18 protein-coding genes, 1 tRNA gene and 1 other annotated feature are annotated in these 17,422 nt (G+C 34.8%); of the genes, 10 read left to right on the forward strand and 9 right to left on the reverse strand.

Features of this window, described 5'->3' with window-relative positions; translation table 11 throughout:
- Positions 1-276: 276 nt before the first annotated feature.
- Genes LN736_RS01795 through LN736_RS01810 form a run of 4 tightly spaced genes read right to left on the reverse strand, consistent with a single transcriptional unit; the run spans position 277 to position 3,286 of the window.
- Entirely contained in the window at positions 277-1,206 is a 930-nt protein-coding gene (locus LN736_RS01795; RefSeq protein WP_229980638.1) for a thiamine pyrophosphate-dependent enzyme, read from the reverse strand.
- 11 nt (positions 1,207-1,217) lie between these two features.
- On the reverse strand, positions 1,218-2,393 hold the full coding sequence (gene porA, locus LN736_RS01800) for a pyruvate ferredoxin oxidoreductase (protein WP_229980641.1): 1,176 nt from the start codon (positions 2,391-2,393) through the stop codon (positions 1,218-1,220).
- Between the two features lie 18 nt (positions 2,394-2,411).
- Positions 2,412-2,708: a 4Fe-4S binding protein gene (locus LN736_RS01805; RefSeq protein ID WP_229980643.1), complete on the reverse strand. Its 297-nt coding sequence runs from the start codon at positions 2,706-2,708 to the stop codon at positions 2,412-2,414.
- Entirely contained in the window at positions 2,705-3,286 is a 582-nt protein-coding gene (locus tag LN736_RS01810) for a 2-oxoacid:acceptor oxidoreductase family protein (RefSeq protein WP_229980645.1), read from the reverse strand. Before LN736_RS01810 ends, LN736_RS01805 begins: the two co-directional genes overlap by 4 nt.
- 422 nt (positions 3,287-3,708) lie before the next feature.
- Here LN736_RS01810 and LN736_RS01815 point away from each other — a divergent pair, with 422 nt between their 5' ends.
- Positions 3,709-4,059, forward strand: coding sequence for an alpha/beta hydrolase family protein (locus LN736_RS01815; protein WP_229980647.1), 351 nt, complete (start codon positions 3,709-3,711; stop codon positions 4,057-4,059).
- Between the two features lie 206 nt (positions 4,060-4,265).
- Here LN736_RS01815 and LN736_RS01820 read toward each other — a convergent pair whose 3' ends face one another.
- The 5 genes from LN736_RS01820 to LN736_RS01840 all read right to left on the reverse strand — a co-directional run bounded on the left by LN736_RS01820 (position 4,266) and on the right by LN736_RS01840 (position 9,294).
- Complete coding sequence (locus tag LN736_RS01820) at positions 4,266-5,675, reverse strand: sigma 54-interacting transcriptional regulator (RefSeq protein ID WP_229980649.1); 1,410 nt, start codon at positions 5,673-5,675, stop codon at positions 4,266-4,268.
- Positions 5,676-5,693: 18 nt separating this feature from the next.
- Complete coding sequence (locus tag LN736_RS01825) at positions 5,694-6,242, reverse strand: molybdopterin-binding protein (RefSeq protein WP_229980651.1); 549 nt, start codon at positions 6,240-6,242, stop codon at positions 5,694-5,696.
- A complete protein-coding gene (locus LN736_RS01830) occupies positions 6,202-6,564 on the reverse strand; it encodes a hypothetical protein (protein ID WP_229980653.1) in 363 nt (120 codons plus the stop codon). Before LN736_RS01830 ends, LN736_RS01825 begins: the two co-directional genes overlap by 41 nt.
- Before the next feature lie 183 nt (positions 6,565-6,747).
- Positions 6,748-7,494 carry a nickel pincer cofactor biosynthesis protein LarB gene (gene larB / locus LN736_RS01835; RefSeq protein WP_150356984.1) on the reverse strand — a complete coding sequence of 249 codons (747 nt, stop codon included), beginning with the start codon at positions 7,492-7,494 and terminating at the stop codon, positions 6,748-6,750.
- 153 nt (positions 7,495-7,647) lie between these two features.
- Positions 7,648-9,294, reverse strand: coding sequence for a nucleoside kinase (locus tag LN736_RS01840; protein WP_179978344.1), 1,647 nt, complete (start codon positions 9,292-9,294; stop codon positions 7,648-7,650).
- Between the two features lie 218 nt (positions 9,295-9,512).
- Here LN736_RS01840 and LN736_RS01845 point away from each other — a divergent pair, with 218 nt between their 5' ends.
- The 9 genes from LN736_RS01845 to leuS all read left to right on the forward strand — a co-directional run bounded on the left by LN736_RS01845 (position 9,513) and on the right by leuS (position 17,396).
- The gene (locus LN736_RS01845) at positions 9,513-10,193 is read left to right on the forward strand and encodes a DUF421 domain-containing protein (RefSeq protein WP_179978104.1); all 681 of its coding nucleotides are present in this window, start codon (positions 9,513-9,515) and stop codon (positions 10,191-10,193) included.
- 11 nt (positions 10,194-10,204) lie between these two features.
- Complete coding sequence (locus tag LN736_RS01850; RefSeq protein ID WP_179978105.1) at positions 10,205-10,585, forward strand: DUF4363 family protein; 381 nt, start codon at positions 10,205-10,207, stop codon at positions 10,583-10,585.
- Positions 10,586-10,743: 158 nt separating this feature from the next.
- Complete coding sequence (fba, locus tag LN736_RS01855; RefSeq protein ID WP_229980655.1) at positions 10,744-11,676, forward strand: class II fructose-1,6-bisphosphate aldolase; 933 nt, start codon at positions 10,744-10,746, stop codon at positions 11,674-11,676.
- Positions 11,677-11,844: 168 nt separating this feature from the next.
- A complete protein-coding gene (locus LN736_RS01860) occupies positions 11,845-12,384 on the forward strand; it encodes a class IV adenylate cyclase (protein ID WP_179978345.1) in 540 nt (179 codons plus the stop codon).
- Positions 12,385-12,421: 37 nt separating this feature from the next.
- Positions 12,422-13,300: a DUF5685 family protein gene (locus LN736_RS01865; protein WP_179978107.1), complete on the forward strand. Its 879-nt coding sequence runs from the start codon at positions 12,422-12,424 to the stop codon at positions 13,298-13,300.
- Entirely contained in the window at positions 13,284-13,874 is a 591-nt protein-coding gene (locus LN736_RS01870; protein ID WP_179978108.1) for a J domain-containing protein, read from the forward strand. Before LN736_RS01865 ends, LN736_RS01870 begins: the two co-directional genes overlap by 17 nt.
- A 30-nt stretch (positions 13,875-13,904) precedes the next feature.
- Entirely contained in the window at positions 13,905-14,423 is a 519-nt protein-coding gene (locus LN736_RS01875) for a hypothetical protein (protein WP_179978109.1), read from the forward strand.
- A 76-nt stretch (positions 14,424-14,499) separates the two neighbouring features.
- A tRNA-Gln gene (locus tag LN736_RS01880) sits at positions 14,500-14,574 on the forward strand.
- Between the two features lie 96 nt (positions 14,575-14,670).
- Positions 14,671-14,881: a binding site (T-box leader), on the forward strand.
- A gap of 82 nt (positions 14,882-14,963) precedes the next feature.
- Entirely contained in the window at positions 14,964-17,396 is a 2,433-nt protein-coding gene (leuS, locus tag LN736_RS01885; protein ID WP_229980657.1) for a leucine--tRNA ligase, read from the forward strand.
- The last annotated feature ends 26 nt before the right edge of the window (positions 17,397-17,422 follow it).

The following is a 17,422-nucleotide window of genomic DNA, read 5'->3' on the forward strand; positions in this document are numbered from 1 at the left end:
TTCTCATCTCCTCAACTTAAATAACATTTAGTTATACTTACATACATTAAAAATAGGAGCAAGTTTAATGCCAACTGTGTAAATTTTCAATAATGTTTATGTTTTCATTTCTTATAACATACAATAGGCACTAAAACCAATAAAATGTTTATTTATTCATAATCAGCATATAGTATTTTGTTAGATTTTATTACATTAATTGTTATAATTATAACACTATTATTAAATATTTTAAAAATCTGGCATAAAACTTTCTCCTAAAATTTAAAGGCTCAGCTATAAATTACACTTTTTAAGAAGTTCTTCCCAATTTTTATCTACTTCTTTTTGAATTGCATCTATCATATATTCATTTCCAGGCTTAAATAGATGTTTAAATCTCCCCTGTGGTTTTAGCCATTCAGTTATGGGAAGTTTCTTCTTTGGTTTGTAATTTAATACATATTTACCGTCAATTATTTCATACAGCGGCCAGAAGCAGGTCTCAACAGCCAAATCAACTATCTGAAGTTCCTTTTGAGTATCACATCTCCAGCCTCTTGCACAAGGTGTAAGTACATTTATAAATGCAGGCCCTTTCGTATAAATTCCCTTTTCGGATTTTTCATAAAGGTCCTTCCATTTTGAGGCAACCGTCTGAGCTGCATAGGGAATATGATGTGCAGCTATTACACTGGTCAAGTCTTTTCTATACTGCTGCTTTCCTGGAACTGCTTTTCCCTGGGGAGAAGTAGTAGTGCTCGCACCAAAAGGAGTGGCAGAGGATCTCTGAATTCCGGTATTCATATATGCTCCATTGTCATAGCAGACATATACGACATCATGTCCCCTTTCCATAGTAGCAGAAAGTGATTGAAGCCCTATATCATAAGTCCCTCCATCTCCCCCAAAAGTTATAAATTTATAATTATCTTTTACCTTACCCTGTTTTTTCAAGGAATTATACGCAGTCTCAACACCACTTATAGTGGCTCCTGCATTTTCAAATGCAGAGTGAATGTAAGAATCCTTCCAGGCAACATAAGGATACAGGCATGTTGAAACCTCCATACATCCAGTGGCATTTGCAATAACTGCCTTATCTTCAGTCTTCAATGCCTTGAGCACCCATTTCGCCACTATTGGTGCACCGCATCCAGCACACATCCTATGACCTGCAGTTATTCTGTCCGCTTTTTTCGATAATTCTTTTAAATTTACTGCCATTTTATCTCCTCCTATTCTCTAACGCCCAGATAGTTGTAAATTTCATATTTCCCTGCAGCTAGATCTTCTCGAAGTCCTGCGTAAACTTCCTTAATGCTGTCTACAGTCACATCTCTTCCGCCTAATCCATAAATATAACTTTTCACAACTTTATTGTCTCCAATTCCATATACAGCACTTCTTACTTCTTTGAAAAGAGGTCCACCTGTAGTGGCAAATGAATCCGTTTTATCTAAAACAGCCAGTGCTTTCACATTTTTAAGTGCCTCAGCTATTTCAGGTGCCGGGAAAGGCCTGAATACCCTGATTTTAATAAGCCCTGCCTTTATTCCGTTTTCTCTCAGCTCATCTACAACTACTTTTGAAGTCCCTGCTGAGGATCCAATGACAACTATTGCAATTTCTGCATCGTCCATTTTGTATTCTTCAAAGAAATTGTACTTTCTTCCCGTAACTTTTTCATATTCAGCTGCAATTTCAAGAATAACTTTTTTTGCATTTATCATTCCCTGAGCCTGAAGCCTTTTGTGCTCAAAATAATACTGATTTCCATCAAATGTTCCCAAAGCAATAGGAGTATCCCCAAGAAGAAAATAGTCGTCCTTATGCTCCCCCACAAATTTTTTCACTTCTTCTTCTTCAAGAAGTGCCATGTTTTCAATCCCGTGACTTGTTATAAACCCATCATAACATACCATTATCGGTAGTCTTACATCGGCATTTTCTGAAATTCTAACCGCCTGTATGAAATTGTCATATGCTTCCTGTACGTTTTCACTATATATCTGAAGCCATCCCGAATCTCTCGCACCCATAGAATCACTGTGATCATTGTGTATGTTAATAGGCCCTGACAGTGCCCTGTTAACTGCTGCCATGACTATTGGCCTTCTCAATGATGCGGCAATATAAAGTGGCTCCCACATATATGCAAGTCCATTTGAAGATGTAGCAGTCATCACTCTTGCACCAGCCGCCGAAGCACCTATACATGCACTCATTGCACTGTGCTCTGATTCTACAGGTATAAATTCTGTCTTAACCTGTCCATTGTTTACAAATTGGGAAAAATACTGTGGAACTTCTGTAGATGGAGTTATAGGATATGCTGCTACCACATCCGGTTCAATTTGCCTCATTGCAGTTGCAACAGCTTCGTTACCGCTTAAACTTACTCTTTTTGCCATGTTCATCACCCTTTCCTATTATTCCTCAACCAACTGTATGGCATCAAATTTACATTGGGCAGCACATAAGCCGCATCCTTTGCAGTGGTCATAATCAATACCTTTTATCTTTTCATTTTCAACTATTATAGACATATCCGGACAGAAAGCCCAGCATAAAAAACAATTTTTACATTTTTCACTATTCCATATTGGTTTTGTAGTTCTCCAGTCTCCGGTTTTAAATTCATAAGCATTTCCCGTATCGATAATTACTCCTCCAGGAGTTGTATCCTGCCATTTACATTCTGTGGAATAATAACTCTTATCACTCATATTTTTTGTACCTCCTTTAGAGATCTTTTCAATGCAGCCATATTGCCGTTTATTACCTGCGGTTTAGTTGCAAATTTATGTTTGAAGGAACCTTCCATGTTCTTTATGAAATCATCTTCATCCATAACTTTAGAGATTTTAACTATAGCCCCTAACATAGGTGTATTAGGAAAATTTTTGCCAAGTTCTTCCTCGGAAATCTTTCTAGCATCAATAGTGTATATATCTCCCTTAAAATCATTAAAACATGATTTTATTTCCTCAGGTTTTTTTGATGTATTTATCACTACTGCACCGGAATCTTTCAAACCAGCTGTAACCTTTACACTGTTTATGAGAGTTTCATCTACTACTACTACATAATCCGGTTTGTAAATATTGCTGTGTATTTTAATAGGCAAATCACTAACTCTGTTATATGCAGTTATAGGTGCTCCCATTCTCTCCGGGCCATACTCAGGAAATCCCTGAACATATTTACCTGTTTTAAACGCAGCTTCGGCCAAAAGCAAAGATGCTGTTTTAGCACCTTGTCCTCCTCTTCCATGCCACCTGATTTCAATAATATTATTACTCATCATTAACCCCCTTCTAAAATCTAAATAGAAATTACATTTCAATATCCTTCATTTATAACAAGCAATTCTGATGCCAATTAAATCAATCTTATTTGCTTCTTTCATTTTTATGTAATTTATCAGGTAAAATAAGTAATAAAAATATGGGGAAATTTTAGGCATGAAAAAATATCGCCAATTAAAGTGTTGTAATTACAACATTTTATAACAATAGACTAACATGATAACTCTTTTTATAAAGATTTATTTTTTTAACCATATTATTCAGAATACTCGCTATTTTGGACTTATTTAGAATTTTACTTTCAGATATGAAATTTTTGGCACATTATATGCTGAAGAGTGTCCATGTATTAAAATTACACAAGATTGTATCAGAATTACACAATGGAGTATTAAAATTTACACAAGGGGGTAATAATTTGAAAAACGTTTTAAAAAAGCACTTTTTCGTAAAAGGTAGAGAGGAACTGTCTGTAATGATTCACAATTACAGAGAAAAAGCTGATGGAACACCTATTGTAATCCTTTGCCATGGCTTTACCGGTGATAAAATAGGCCCCAATCAACTTATATTAAATCTGGCCAAAGGCATAGAGGCTGCAGGATATATTGCAATACGTTTTGACTTTGCAGGTTCAGGTGAAAGTTATGGGGAGTTTTCAAAAGACACCACCATATCGGGATGGCAGCAGGACTTAGATACCATAGTCAGTTGGGTAAAAAGCAGTCCGGAATTTTCTGGATCTCCCATTATACTCTTGCGGTCATAGTTTAGGAGGCCTTATTGCACTATCCTACCCAAACGATGATGAAATTAAGGGACGAATGGCTCTTTCTTCAGTAGTACATCCTGTTGAAACATTTAGTGCAGAAGGTATATTTGGAAAAGAATTATGGGATAAGGCGGTTTCAGGAAAAACGATTTCTAATTATACATGGAAAAGAGGCTATTTCGCAATAGCCCCCAGCACAGCACCTAAAAACCTTTTTGCTTCAATCTATACGCAACCTGATAATACTTGATATCTATACCTTTTTTATTGAGCACTTTAGCTATCTTTCTAGGTCCAAGGCCTTTTTTTCTCAATTCCAAAATAATATTATCTATTACTTCAGGATCACTTTTTAACTTATCATCAAGATTTCTACTCTTATCATTCTCAGAAGTACAAATGGAATCAACAGGCAGATGCTGTACATCCACTAAAATGTTCAAATTGGAATCTTTGACATTGCTTATAAGAGGTGCGGCACAGTCTATACTTTGATTGACTATGTCCCTGAATTGTCTTATATTTCTAGGATAATATCCATTCAACAATATCTTTTTGGCTTCATCTGAAAACATCACATTTAAATTTATATTATATTTATCATATACATTTGCCTCATATCTATTTATGAATTCAATAAGTATTTGAATTTTATCATCAATTGACCTTTCCCTTAAAGGCGGCAGATACAAATCATACTGACCAAGTCTCTGATATAATTCCGGCAATAGTACTTCTTCCAAATTTTTTGTAGAAGCTGCTATTACTATGACATTTATAGGTATATCACGGCTTCCTCCGATACGTCTTATAGTTCCCGATTCTATAGCTTTAAGCAGAAGATTCTGATAATTATCTAATGCGTGGGCTTCATCTAGAAATAGAATACCCCCATTTGCCATTTCAAACAATCCCTTTTTGTCTTTTGAGCCAGTAAAAGAACCCTCACTGCATCCAAATATCTCCATAGCTGCAATATCAGTGTTTGTAAACTGGGCACAATTTATTTCAATAAAAGGAGCATCTGGCTTTATTACCCCTATCTCCTTGGCATAATAGTAGATGCACCTTGCCAAAAGGGTTTTTCCCGTGCCAGACTCACCGGTTATAATGCAGTGCCTCGGGCCTCCAAGAGCTCCTACAGTTTTCCTTGCTTTTTCAATAGTTGAGCTCAAACTTGAATCAGAGCCTATGATATTCGAAAATGCATCGTTTTTACTTTTTAATGAAATCTTGTGTCTGAGACTTCTTATTTTGTTATTTAAGTTTTCCACTTCAGTAATATCGGAAAATATTGCAAATCCACCCTCTAATTCCCCATCTACAAATATGGGTTTTGCTTTTACCATATACTTTCTTCCATTAGTGTGATTTACTTTCCCGTAAAATACCGTCGTCTTCTCATCTATTACCTCCAGCAGTGCAGCCTGAGGGTAGTATTCGGATATATGATTACCAACCATGCCTTTAGGTGTGCAATTTACATACTGCGCAGATATTTCATTGACAAAAATAAGGTTCCCCTGTTTATCTACAACATTCACTCCCTCATTCAGCGAGTTAATAATATCTATAAATGTATCATTTACTTGCAAAAATTCAAAGCTTTTCATTATCTTATCAACACCAATCTAATTTTTAGGGTATTTTGATAAAACTGCACTGGATATTCTGTCAACTATAACATTCAGGTCTTTTTCGTCTTCAGTCAAACATTTCATACAGGCCTTAGCTGCTTCAACGGCTTCTACATAAGGCCCTGGCACATTTACTACCAAAGTATTGCCTTGCCTTGCTGCGACAAGTTTAGACCACATATGACCATTTTTGCCATATATCTCTTTGTACTTGTATTCACTTATACATTTTTCTATAGCACTATGGGTAAAATCCTTGGCCAGAGTAGATACATACCTGTGCCCTCCTCCGGATCCTCCTATGAAAATTACCAAATCTACATTTTCATGGATGCATTTCTCAAGCCGTTTTATTATTTCATCTTCATTATCAGATACTGGCTTTAAACGTGTAACTCTGCATTCAGGATACTGTTCTAGAATCAACTGCATTATTGCCGGACTATTTGTATCGGTTACAACTCCGCTTAAAACTTCATTCCCTGTTGGTATAATAACAACGTTATTTATCAATATTATTCCACCTTTCCTTCTGACATCCATACTGCTGTCCCTTCGGAATATTATCTATATTTACTTCAACTATCTTTTTTGCGGAATCAATTTTAGTAAGTTCTGTAGCTGTAATTCCCTCCACCGTGGAAATTGCCTTTATTATTCCACTTTCATCTTTTAATATGGCTTCAGGATCTACATTATAAACATCCATTTCTATGGATTCTCCCGTTACCCCGATTACCCTTATTCCTCTCTGTATAAATTCTGAAAGTTTTTTCTCAAGTTCAAAGGGCTTGAGTCCTCTCACATTCACGCCCTTTATCCTCACAACTGTCTTGTCTATATATGCTATTACCGAATCATCCATATTTAGCCCACTTCCCATAAATTAATTTTGCCGTATAAAAATTTGAATATACATTTAAAAACTATTTTAATAAATCTAAATTATTTAGACACAATTTACTTTTAATTTTATCACAATGTGTAGAAAAATGTCTACATATAAAAAATTTTTCCACATGCATACTTTTATGAAAAATACTTCATATTACAGTTTATTTATAATACTTGCAAGGTAACCTGCTCCAAAACCATTGTCGATATTTACTACACTCACTCCGCTGGCACAGCTGTTGAGCATGGAAAGAAGCGCTGTTATACCTCCAAAATTTGCCCCATATCCTACGCTTGTAGGCACTGCAATAACCGGCTTATCTACAAGCCCTCCTACCACACTCGCAAGTGCCCCCTCCATTCCTGCAATCACTATAACTACTTTTGCCTGTCTTATAATGTCCATCTTATTAAACAGCCTGTGTATCCCAGCTACCCCTGCATCAAAGACCTTTTTTACCTTATTGTCAAATATTCTGGCAGTTTCAAATGCCTCCTCCGCCACAGGAATATCAGATGTACCTGCAGTCACTATTGCAATATAGGAATCCGTTTCCTTCTGTTCCTTTTTCCTTATGGTTATAGTCCTGCCCGCCTTATTATATTTTGCATAGGGACAAAGTTCTCTTACTGCTCTGTACATCTCCTCGTCTGCCCTCGTTCCCAATATATTGTTTCCCTTTGTAAGCATAAATTCTACAATTCCCTTTACCTGATCCACGGTTTTCCCTGCACAATATATGACTTCAGGATATCCAACCCTTATTTCCCTGTGATTGTCTATCATAGCATATCCCAGATCCTTAAAGGGTAAATCCTTTAATATCTTCACGCCCTCATCCACATTCACTTTCTGCTCTCTAACATCTTCCAGTAACTTTTTCAAGTCGGCTTCATCCAATTTTTTCACCTCATAGACAAAATATATTAAATTTAAACATTTCCTTCAATAATAATTATATTGATTATGCTTATAATTTTCAACTAATTATGGACATGAGTTTAAAAATAACTAACAGTTCACATGTAACGGTGAACTGTTAAAATCAAACTTCTAATCTTCGAATTCGCTTCCTCCTATAAATTCCCGTAAAATGGAATTGGATGGAACAAATTTTTTGTCCACGTCTTTAAAAAAGTGGAGAAAACTTTTAAGCCTCAAAGCTTCATAATATACTGGACTTGAACTCTTTATTTTTTCCAGCTGCTCAAGGGCATAGTTTTTCAATATACAGAGTTCATATACCAACGTTGAATTAAACATAACATCTGCATTTTCCTGAAACACAAAAATATTTTTTTCCTCTCCTCTTTTTACAGAAGGCCACATCTTCAAAGTATCTTCACCATTATATCCTCTAAAAAGGTAATCTCTCACCATCCTTCTTATAATTCTCACATCAGTGGTTGCTATCCTATTATGATCGTCTACATTCAACTGAGTAAGAGCACTTATATATATTTTAAACTTATATTTTCTAGGTATAGATTGGGTGAGAACTTCATTTAAACCATGTATGCCCTCAATTACAATTACGCCATTATCTGGAATCCTTATTTTTCTGCCAGCCCACTCCCTGGCTCCTTTTTTAAAATTAAATACTGGAATTTCAATCTCTTCACCTCTCATAAGAGCTTCCAGGTGATAGTTGAAAAGCTCCAAATCCAGTGAATATATAGATTCAAAATCATAATTTCCATTCTCATCCCTAGGAGTATGCTCTCTATCTACAAAATAATCATCTAAAGATATAGGAACAGGTTTTATTCCATTTACTCTTAACTGAACTGCTAGTCTCTTTGCAAAAGTGGTTTTTCCCGAAGAAGTAGGGCCTGCAATCAAGACAATTTTTACCTCTTTTCTGTCATTTATCATATCCGCTATATTCGCTATTTTCTTTTCATGAAGAGCTTCTGCCACTCTTATAATATCTACAATTTCTCCATTTTCCACCTTGTTATTCAGGGAGCCTACATCTCCTACATCCAGTATATTTCCCCACTGTTCTGTTTCGTAAAATATTTTACTCAATTTCCTATATTCCACAAACTCAGGAAGATGATAGGGATCTGACTCCACAGGATACCTCAATATAAATCCAGGTTTATAATACATGAGATCAAATGTTTTCAGTACTCCAGTGGAAAAAGCCATGGAGCCATAAAAATAATCATATCTTCCATCTAATTCATATAATTTCACTTCTTCTGTATTTACATGATTTAAAAGCCTGACCTTATCCTCCATATTATAGCTTTTGAAGATCTCTATAGCTTCTTTCCTGTCCATACTTATCTTTCTTATAGGTATGTCCAATTTTATTATATCCTTCATCCTGTTTTTTATCTTTTTTATATCTTTTTCCAAAAGTGGAGTATCTTTATGGATTTCTCCAAATATCCCCTTGCTCAAAGAGTGCTCTATAGTTACTTTAGATTCAGGGAACAAATCGTATACAGACTTAATCAGTACAAATTGAAGAGTTCTCACATAGGTTTTGTTTCCCAGAGCATCTCTTATATCTACAATTTCAAAACTTCCAGATTCTTTTAACGGACTTGTAAACTCAAAATATTCTCCATTTACTTTGGCCAGTACTGTAGGTATATCCGGCGGTTCATAATTGTCCTTAAATATTTTATATAAAATTGTATTATATTTTACTTTAATACTTTTGCATCCCAATTTAAGGTTTAACATATTCTCTTCTCTGCTTCTCAAGGTATTGGTATTTCTATACCTCAAGTCAGTAGCCAGTTCATTCATAACTTCATCCCCTCAATTTAGTGTCATTATTATTATACTTCATATTTGCCCGGAAATGTTCTCATTTTACTCATATTTTTTTATATTAATGTAAGAATATAAATAAGTAAAAAATTTAAAAGTATTTAACCTGAAAGGCGATGTGATGTTTTATGTTTACAGTACTTATTAGAACAATTATATTATATTTACTTGTGGTAGTATCCATGAGACTTATGGGTAAAAAGCAAATAGGAGAAATGGAACCCTTTGAATTAGCCGTGGCAATAATGATATCTGAATTGGCATCTCTTCCCATGCAGGACACCAGAATATCTATAACACACGGTATAATCCCCATAATAACTCTTTTGACCCTTCAAACTCTACTGGGACTTCTGCAGCTTAAGAGTGAAAAAATGAGGTTTATTTTCAGCGGCAAACCAAGTATATTGATCAATAAAGGCAAATTGGACTTAAAGAAACTGACAGATGAAAAATTTAATATAAACAATTTAATGGAAGAATTGAGAATGCAGGGATATTTCAATCTGTCAGATATAGAATATGCTATACTTGAGACCAGCGGCCAGCTTTCTGTCATACCCAAAACAGAACTCTCTCCCTCAACTAAACAGGATTTAAAGATAAAACCAGCCCAGGAAGGTTTACCTATAACCCTCATATTAGACGGCAAAATAAATTTTAAAAATTTAATTACAGCAAAAAAAGATGAAACCTGGTTAAACCAGATGATGAAAAAAAACAGCATATCTTCTGCAAAAGACGTTCTCGTGGCCATGCTGGATTCAAAAGGGAAATTTTACTGCCAGTTAAAAGAAAAAAATGAATAGGACGTGATTACATGAAAAGTACAATAATATCTTTTTCCATATTTATGCTGATGATTTTTTGTATAATATTTTCAATAAATTATCTAAATTCCATATGCACAAGATTGCAAAATTCAAGTATGCAGATAGAAAAGTCAATCCAATTAAACTCCTGGAATGAAGCTTATAAAAGTTCTCAGGATTTTATGGCGGAGTGGAAAAAATATTCTCCAAAACTGTCTATTTTCTCAGATCATGATGAAATGGAAGATATTAATAATGAATCCTATAAACTCATGAACCATATACTTTATAAAAATTCGGAGGAATCCCTGTCCTCTACAAATATAATACAGAATTCACTGGAACATATACTTGAAATGCAGCGGTTAAATATTCAAAATCTACTCTAATTTTTGCAGATTTATGTTAAATACTGCAAATAATTTTCTTCAAAGACTACAATGTCACTATGAAAAACAACAATTAATAGTTTATAATATAAGGTGAATAAACAACAAATATAATTTTTTAACATAAAATATTTTATTATTGAAAGGTGGAATATTAAATGGCATTAGTTACTACTAAGAATATGTTCAAGAAGGCATACGATGGTAAATATTCAATAGGTGCTTTCAACATCAACAACATGGAGATAATTCAAGGTGTGGTAAATGGAGCAAAAGCTAAAAATTCTGCTGTTATTTTACAGTGCTCCGCAGGTGCATTAAAATATGCAGGTCCAAAATACTTAAAAGCCATGGTGGATGCCGCCATAGAAGAAACCGGAATTGACCTTGCCCTCCATCTGGATCACGGCCCTGATTTTGAAACTGTAAAACTATGTGTGGAAACAGGTTTTACATCGGTGATGTTTGACGGATCGCATTTGGATTATGAAGAAAATATATCAAAAACTAAAGAAGTCGTGAAATACGCCCATGAGTACGGCGTGGTAGTAGAAGCAGAACTTGGCATTCTTGCAGGAGTTGAAGATGACGTATCTGCATCAAAACACACGTATACGGATCCAGATCAGGCAGCTGATTTTGTAGATAAAACAGGCGTGGATTCCCTGGCTATAGCCATAGGTACTTCTCACGGGGCATATAAATTTCCGCCAAATTTCAAACCTAAGTTGAGATTCGACATACTGGAGGAAGTTCAGAACAAACTGCCTAATTTCCCCATAGTCCTGCACGGAGCTTCATCTGTAGATCAAAATGCTGTGGCAACCTGTAATAAATACGGTGGGGACTTAAGCGGTGCCAAGGGAATCCCTGTAGAAATGCTCAGAAAAGCTTCTTCCATGGCAGTCTGCAAAATAAATGTGGATACGGATTTGAGATTGGCCATGACTGCTGCTGTAAGAAAAACTTTCGGCGACAGCCCAAAAATTTTTGATCCTAGAAAATATCTGGGCGCTGGAAGAGATGCTGTACAAAAAGTGGTGGAAGACAAAATAGAAAATGTACTGGGTTCGGAAAATTCTCTAGCATAAAAAATCACATATATATGAATATTTAGGAGACCTTCCATGAATCTAAGAAAGTCTCCTGATTTTTTATACTCATAATGAACTTAATTTTTACATAATTAATTTTTGACGATTGATTTTTATGGTATAATTCAAATAGTAGCAATCTGCAGCACCAGGAGGTGAGCTTATATAAAAGAGTGTGAAACAAGAATAATAAAAATAGAACCCGATAATATACGCTTGAGGCTGAGCAATGCCGCAGCTTTAAAAGTTAAAATGGAAAATCAGACAAATTACATATACGACTTTGAAGACAGAAAATTGATAAAAGGCAGAGGTTATGCTCGAATAAGGATAGTGGAGGATTTAATACATAATTCCAATCATTTTTATATGACTACAAAAAAACTTTTAAGTCAGAAAAAATATAAAGTAATGGAAGAAAATGAAACAGAAATATCAGACTGGAAAGCTGGTAAAAAGATTTTTGAATCCCTTGGATTAAAATTACTGCAATCAATAAGCAAATATAGGGAAAGCTATAAATACAAAGACAGCTTAATTGAAATAGACATAAACGATAGATCATTCTGTCCATTTGCCTATGTAGAAATAGAGACCAAAAATGACAGCGAGCTTGTTGAAATAGTTGATTTACTGGGATATTCCATAAAAGACACCACTTCCAAAACTATATATGAAATACTGCACAAGGATACACAATTTTGAATGCTGCAAAATACTTTAATACTAAATAGGTGAATATATGTTTGGTTATGTAACTCCTTATAAAATGGAACTTAAAATAAAAGATTACGAAAAATTCAAAGCATATTACTGCGGATTATGCAGATCTATTAAACATAACATTGGAAATATTCCCAGGATTTTTTTGAATTATGACATGACTTTTCTAGCAATACTTTTAGATTCTCTGGAAGACGGTAGACAAATTTATACTAAAAAAAGATGTGTTCTTCATCCTATGAAGAAAAAAATCATTTTAAAGGATAATACTTCTTTAAAATATGCAGCTTTTTGCAATATATCTCTTACCTATTTCAAACTTCTAGATGACACAAATGACGATATGTCTATAAAGAGCAAGATACTGTCTTCTTATTTAAGAAGCTACCTGAGTTCTATGCCTGAAGATTTCAAGAAAAATTTTCAGATTATAAACGACAAACTTCAAAATTTATACAAGCTAGAAAAAAATCTGGAAAACAGATCCATAGATCTCCTGGCTCATCCCTTTGGAGAGCTCACCGGTTTTATATTAAGTTCCTCTAAAAAAGATACCGTCAAAAATGATCTTTATTTTCTCGGGTATAATCTTGGAAAATGGATATATATTATCGATGCATTGGACGATTTAAATACAGATATGAGCCACGGAAAATTCAATGCCATAAATCACTGCTTCAATAGCGAAAATCTACATTTCGAAGAATTTTCAAAACGTATAGAAACGAGAATAGATTTTATTTTAGGCACCTGTGCCGCACAATGCATGAATGCTTTTAAGGCACTTCCTGTAAAAAGAAATGAAGAATTACTTTACAACATAATACAATATGGACTTTTAGATAAAATGGATAAAGTTTTTAGAAGGGGCGTTTACAAAGATGAAAAATCCATATGAAGTACTTGAAGTAAAAGAAAATGCTTCAAAAGAGGAAATAAAAAAGGCTTACAGAAATCTGGCTAAAAAATATCATCCCGATCAATATGACAATAATCCATTAAGGGATTTAGCCGAAAGTAAAATGAGAGAAATAAATGAAGCTTACGACTATCTGATGAAAAATAATCCAAACAACAGCTATGAGAATACAGACGACAATTCCCACAGCGGAAATGGCTCTGCCATGTATCAATCTGTAGAGAATAATATCAACAGCGGTAATTTTAGAGATGCTGAATCGGAACTTTTAAGAATGGGTACAAGAGATGCTGAATGGAACTATCTTATGGGAATCTTAAATATGAGAAAAGGCTGGTATAATGATGCCTATAACAACCTGAGTACTGCCTGCAGGTTAGACCCAAATAATTTTAAATACCAAAGTGCCTTAAATAGATTATCCGGAATGAACAGTTCCTACAGACAGCCTTATTATGGAAACCAGAGAAGAGATCCTGACATATGCAACATCTGTGCTACCCTATACTGTCTGGATTGTCTTTGCGGTGGTGGAGATTGCGGCGGTTGCTAATAATTAACGAATTGACGAGGTGATTTTAAAATGGCAGAAAAAACAAATGCAGCTTCTAATATAGCTAAAGGGGGACTTTTAACTACCATGGGCGTTATTCTGATCTATATAAGCAGTATAGTTCCTTTAAATCAAGGCTTTATACTGGCTTTATCCTCATTGCTCATCCCCCTGGCTGTACTGATTACAAATTTGAAAAATGCCTTTACAGTTTATGCTGCCACTTCGCTTTTATCTTTACTTATATGCGGATTAAAAATAACAGTAATAGCTTATATAATATTTTTTGGTCTCTACGGATTTACTAAATATTATATTGAAAAGTTGAGAAAATTACCTTTTGAAATCATAGTTAAGCTGGTTTTTTTTAACTTATGCACAGTTTTACTACTTTTAATATACAGTTTGTTCTTCCCTGGACTTTTAAAAATAAATTTTCACTTTTATATAATTATAGCAGGATGGCAGATAGCATTTTTAATATATGATTACCTTTTAACTCTATTTATAAACTATATAAACAAATATTTAGCTAAAGGACTAAAATAATACAAATTCCGTATGTATACTATTGACATATGAATTTTTGATGATATAATATTTAGTGTTGAGATTCACATAACAGTGCCCATTAGCCAAACGGTAAGGCACCTGTCTCTGGAACAGGCATGTGTTGGTTCGAATCCAGCATGGGCAGCCAAAAAAGAACTCTTTATAAAGAGTTCTTTTTTAACAATTTTTTAAATTAATTCTTGACAAAACATTACTTAATATTATAAAATGTGAAATAAGTCAATATAAAGCTTTGAATAAGGAGTAGTAGTATTCTCATATACCACTAAAGAGAGCTGTTGTCAGGTGAAAAACAGCGTGAAGATGATATGAACTCACCTTAAGAGCTTATCTGAAAAATCAGATACGGTAAAAAAGCCGTTATCTTTTAAGGGAAATCAACTTATTGATTTAATTAGAGTGGTACCGCGGAAATTTAGCTTTTCGTCTCTTAAAATTCTAGAGACGAAAGGCTTTTTTAATTGTGCATCAATGATAAAGTTTAATTATAAAATTATGAGCAAAGGAGAAGATTTTATGTATAGTGTTGAAACTGATAAAAAATGGCAAAAAAAATGGGAAGAAACAGAGCTCTATAAATTTGATAAAAATAATCTAAATAATAAATTATATGTATTGGAGATGTTCTCCTATCCATCTGGCAGCCAGCTACATGCAGGTCATTGGTTCAACTATGCTCCTGTAGATTCCTGGGCCAGACTGAAAAGAATGCAGGGATACAATGTATTTCAACCCATGGGATTTGACGCCTTTGGCCTTCCCGCTGAGAACTATGCTATAAAAACCGGAATTCATCCAAAAGACTCCACTGAAAAAAACATTGAAACCATGGAAAAACAGCTTAAATCCATGGGTGCCATGTTCAACTGGGAAAATGAAGTCATTACCTGTCATCCTGATTACTACAGATGGAATCAATGGCTATTTTTACAGTTATACAAACATGGATTAGCTTACAGAAAAAATGCACCTGTGAACTGGTGTCCCAGCTGTAAAACAGTACTCGCCAATGAACAGGTAAAGGAAGGCTGCTGTGAACGCTGCGGCACTGAGGTAACTAAAAAGGATTTAACCCAATGGTTTTTCAAAATCACAGACTATGCAGAGGAACTGCTTCAGGATCTGGATATAATAGATTGGCCATCAAAGACAAAGGCCATGCAAAGGCATTGGATAGGCAAATCCACAGGTACTAATGTAACTTTTAAGGTGGCAGATTCTTCTTTAGAATTCAGTGTATTTACTACCAGGGTGGATACACTATTTGGTGTCACTTATGTAGTCATATCTCCCGAAAATAATTTAGTAGATAAAGTAACTAAAAATGTCTATAAAGATGAAGTTGAAAAATATAAGGAACAGGCAAAAAAACAAACTGATATTGAAAGGCAATCCATAACAAGAGAAAAAACCGGTGTATTTACTGGTTCCTACGCCATAAATCCCATAAATGGTAGAGAAGTTCCCATATGGGTAGGAGATTACGTACTCAACACTTACGGCACTGGTGCCGTAATGGCAGTTCCAGCTCACGATGAAAGAGATTATGAATTTGCCACAAAATATAAGCTTCCTATCGAAAGAGTTATAGAGGGAGGAGATTCTCTTCCATATGTAGAATACGGGAAGATGATTAACAGCGGTAAATTCAATGGATTATCCACTGTGGAAGGTAAAAAAGCTGTAACTAAAGAACTGGAGAAAATGGGGATGGGTTCTGGCACAGTAAATTACAGGCTGAGAGACTGGCTTGTATCAAGACAAAGATATTGGGGAACTCCTATTCCAATAATATATTGTGATAAATGTGGAGTAGTTCCGGTACCAGAAGATGAGCTTCCCGTAAGACTTCCTTATAATGTGGAATTTTCTCCTGATGGGAAATCACCTCTTTTAAAATCAAAAGAATTTATAAATACAACCTGTCCTCACTGTGGAGGTCCTGCCAGGAGAGAGGCTGACACTCTTGATACCTTTGTATGCTCTTCCTGGTACTACTTAAGATATGCAGACAATAAAAACGATAAACAGGCTTTTGACAAAGACACAATAGATAAAATGCTGCCTGTGGATATGTATGTGGGCGGTCCGGAACATGCATGCATGCACCTTCTATATGCCAGATTTATCACCAAGGCACTCAGGGATATGGGATTTCTAAATTTCGACGAACCTTTTCTGTCTTTAAGACATCAGGGTATAATACTTGGGCCTGACGGTCAGAAAATGAGTAAATCCAAAGGCAACACCATATCTCCAGACAGCTGCATACAACAATACGGTTCTGACGTATTTAGAATGTATCTGATGTTTGGATTTGATTACGCAGAAGGTGGTGCCTGGAGTGAAGACGGCATTAAATCCATGGATAGATTTGTAGACAGAATAGAGAGACTCGTAAATTCTATAAAAGAAATACTTAAAAATAAAGATAACAGCAAGACTTCCATGGACAGTGCGGAAAAAGAATTAAACTATGTAAGAAATTTTTCGATAAAATCCGTGTCGGAAGATGCCGGCAAATTTCAATTCAATACAGCTATTGCCAGAATTATGGAGTTTACAAATGCTCTTTCAAAATACACCCAGGAGGATAAAAAGAATTTACCCCTGTTAAAAGACAGCATACTTGATTTTATAAAAATCCTAGCTCCTTTTGCCCCCCATTTTTCAGAAGATCAGTGGGAGAATTTAGGTATGGACTACTCCATATTCAATGAAAAATGGCCTGAATTTAATCCAGATGCTCTTATAAAAGATGAAGTTGAAATGGCTATACAGATAAATGGGAAGATACGATCCAAGATAAATATTCCTACAAATTTAAATGAAAAAGAAATAGAGAAATTATCTCTTTCAAGTCAAAATATCAAACCTTTGTTAGAAGGTAAGGATGTAAAAAAAGTCATAGTAGTAAAAGGAAGACTTGTAAATATAGTTGCAAAATAATTCAGTAAAAGGGCAGCTTTAGCTGC

It is taken from the genome of Clostridium aromativorans (assembly GCF_020908015.1).
GTDB lineage: Bacteria > Bacillota > Clostridia > Clostridiales > Clostridiaceae > Clostridium_B > Clostridium_B aromativorans.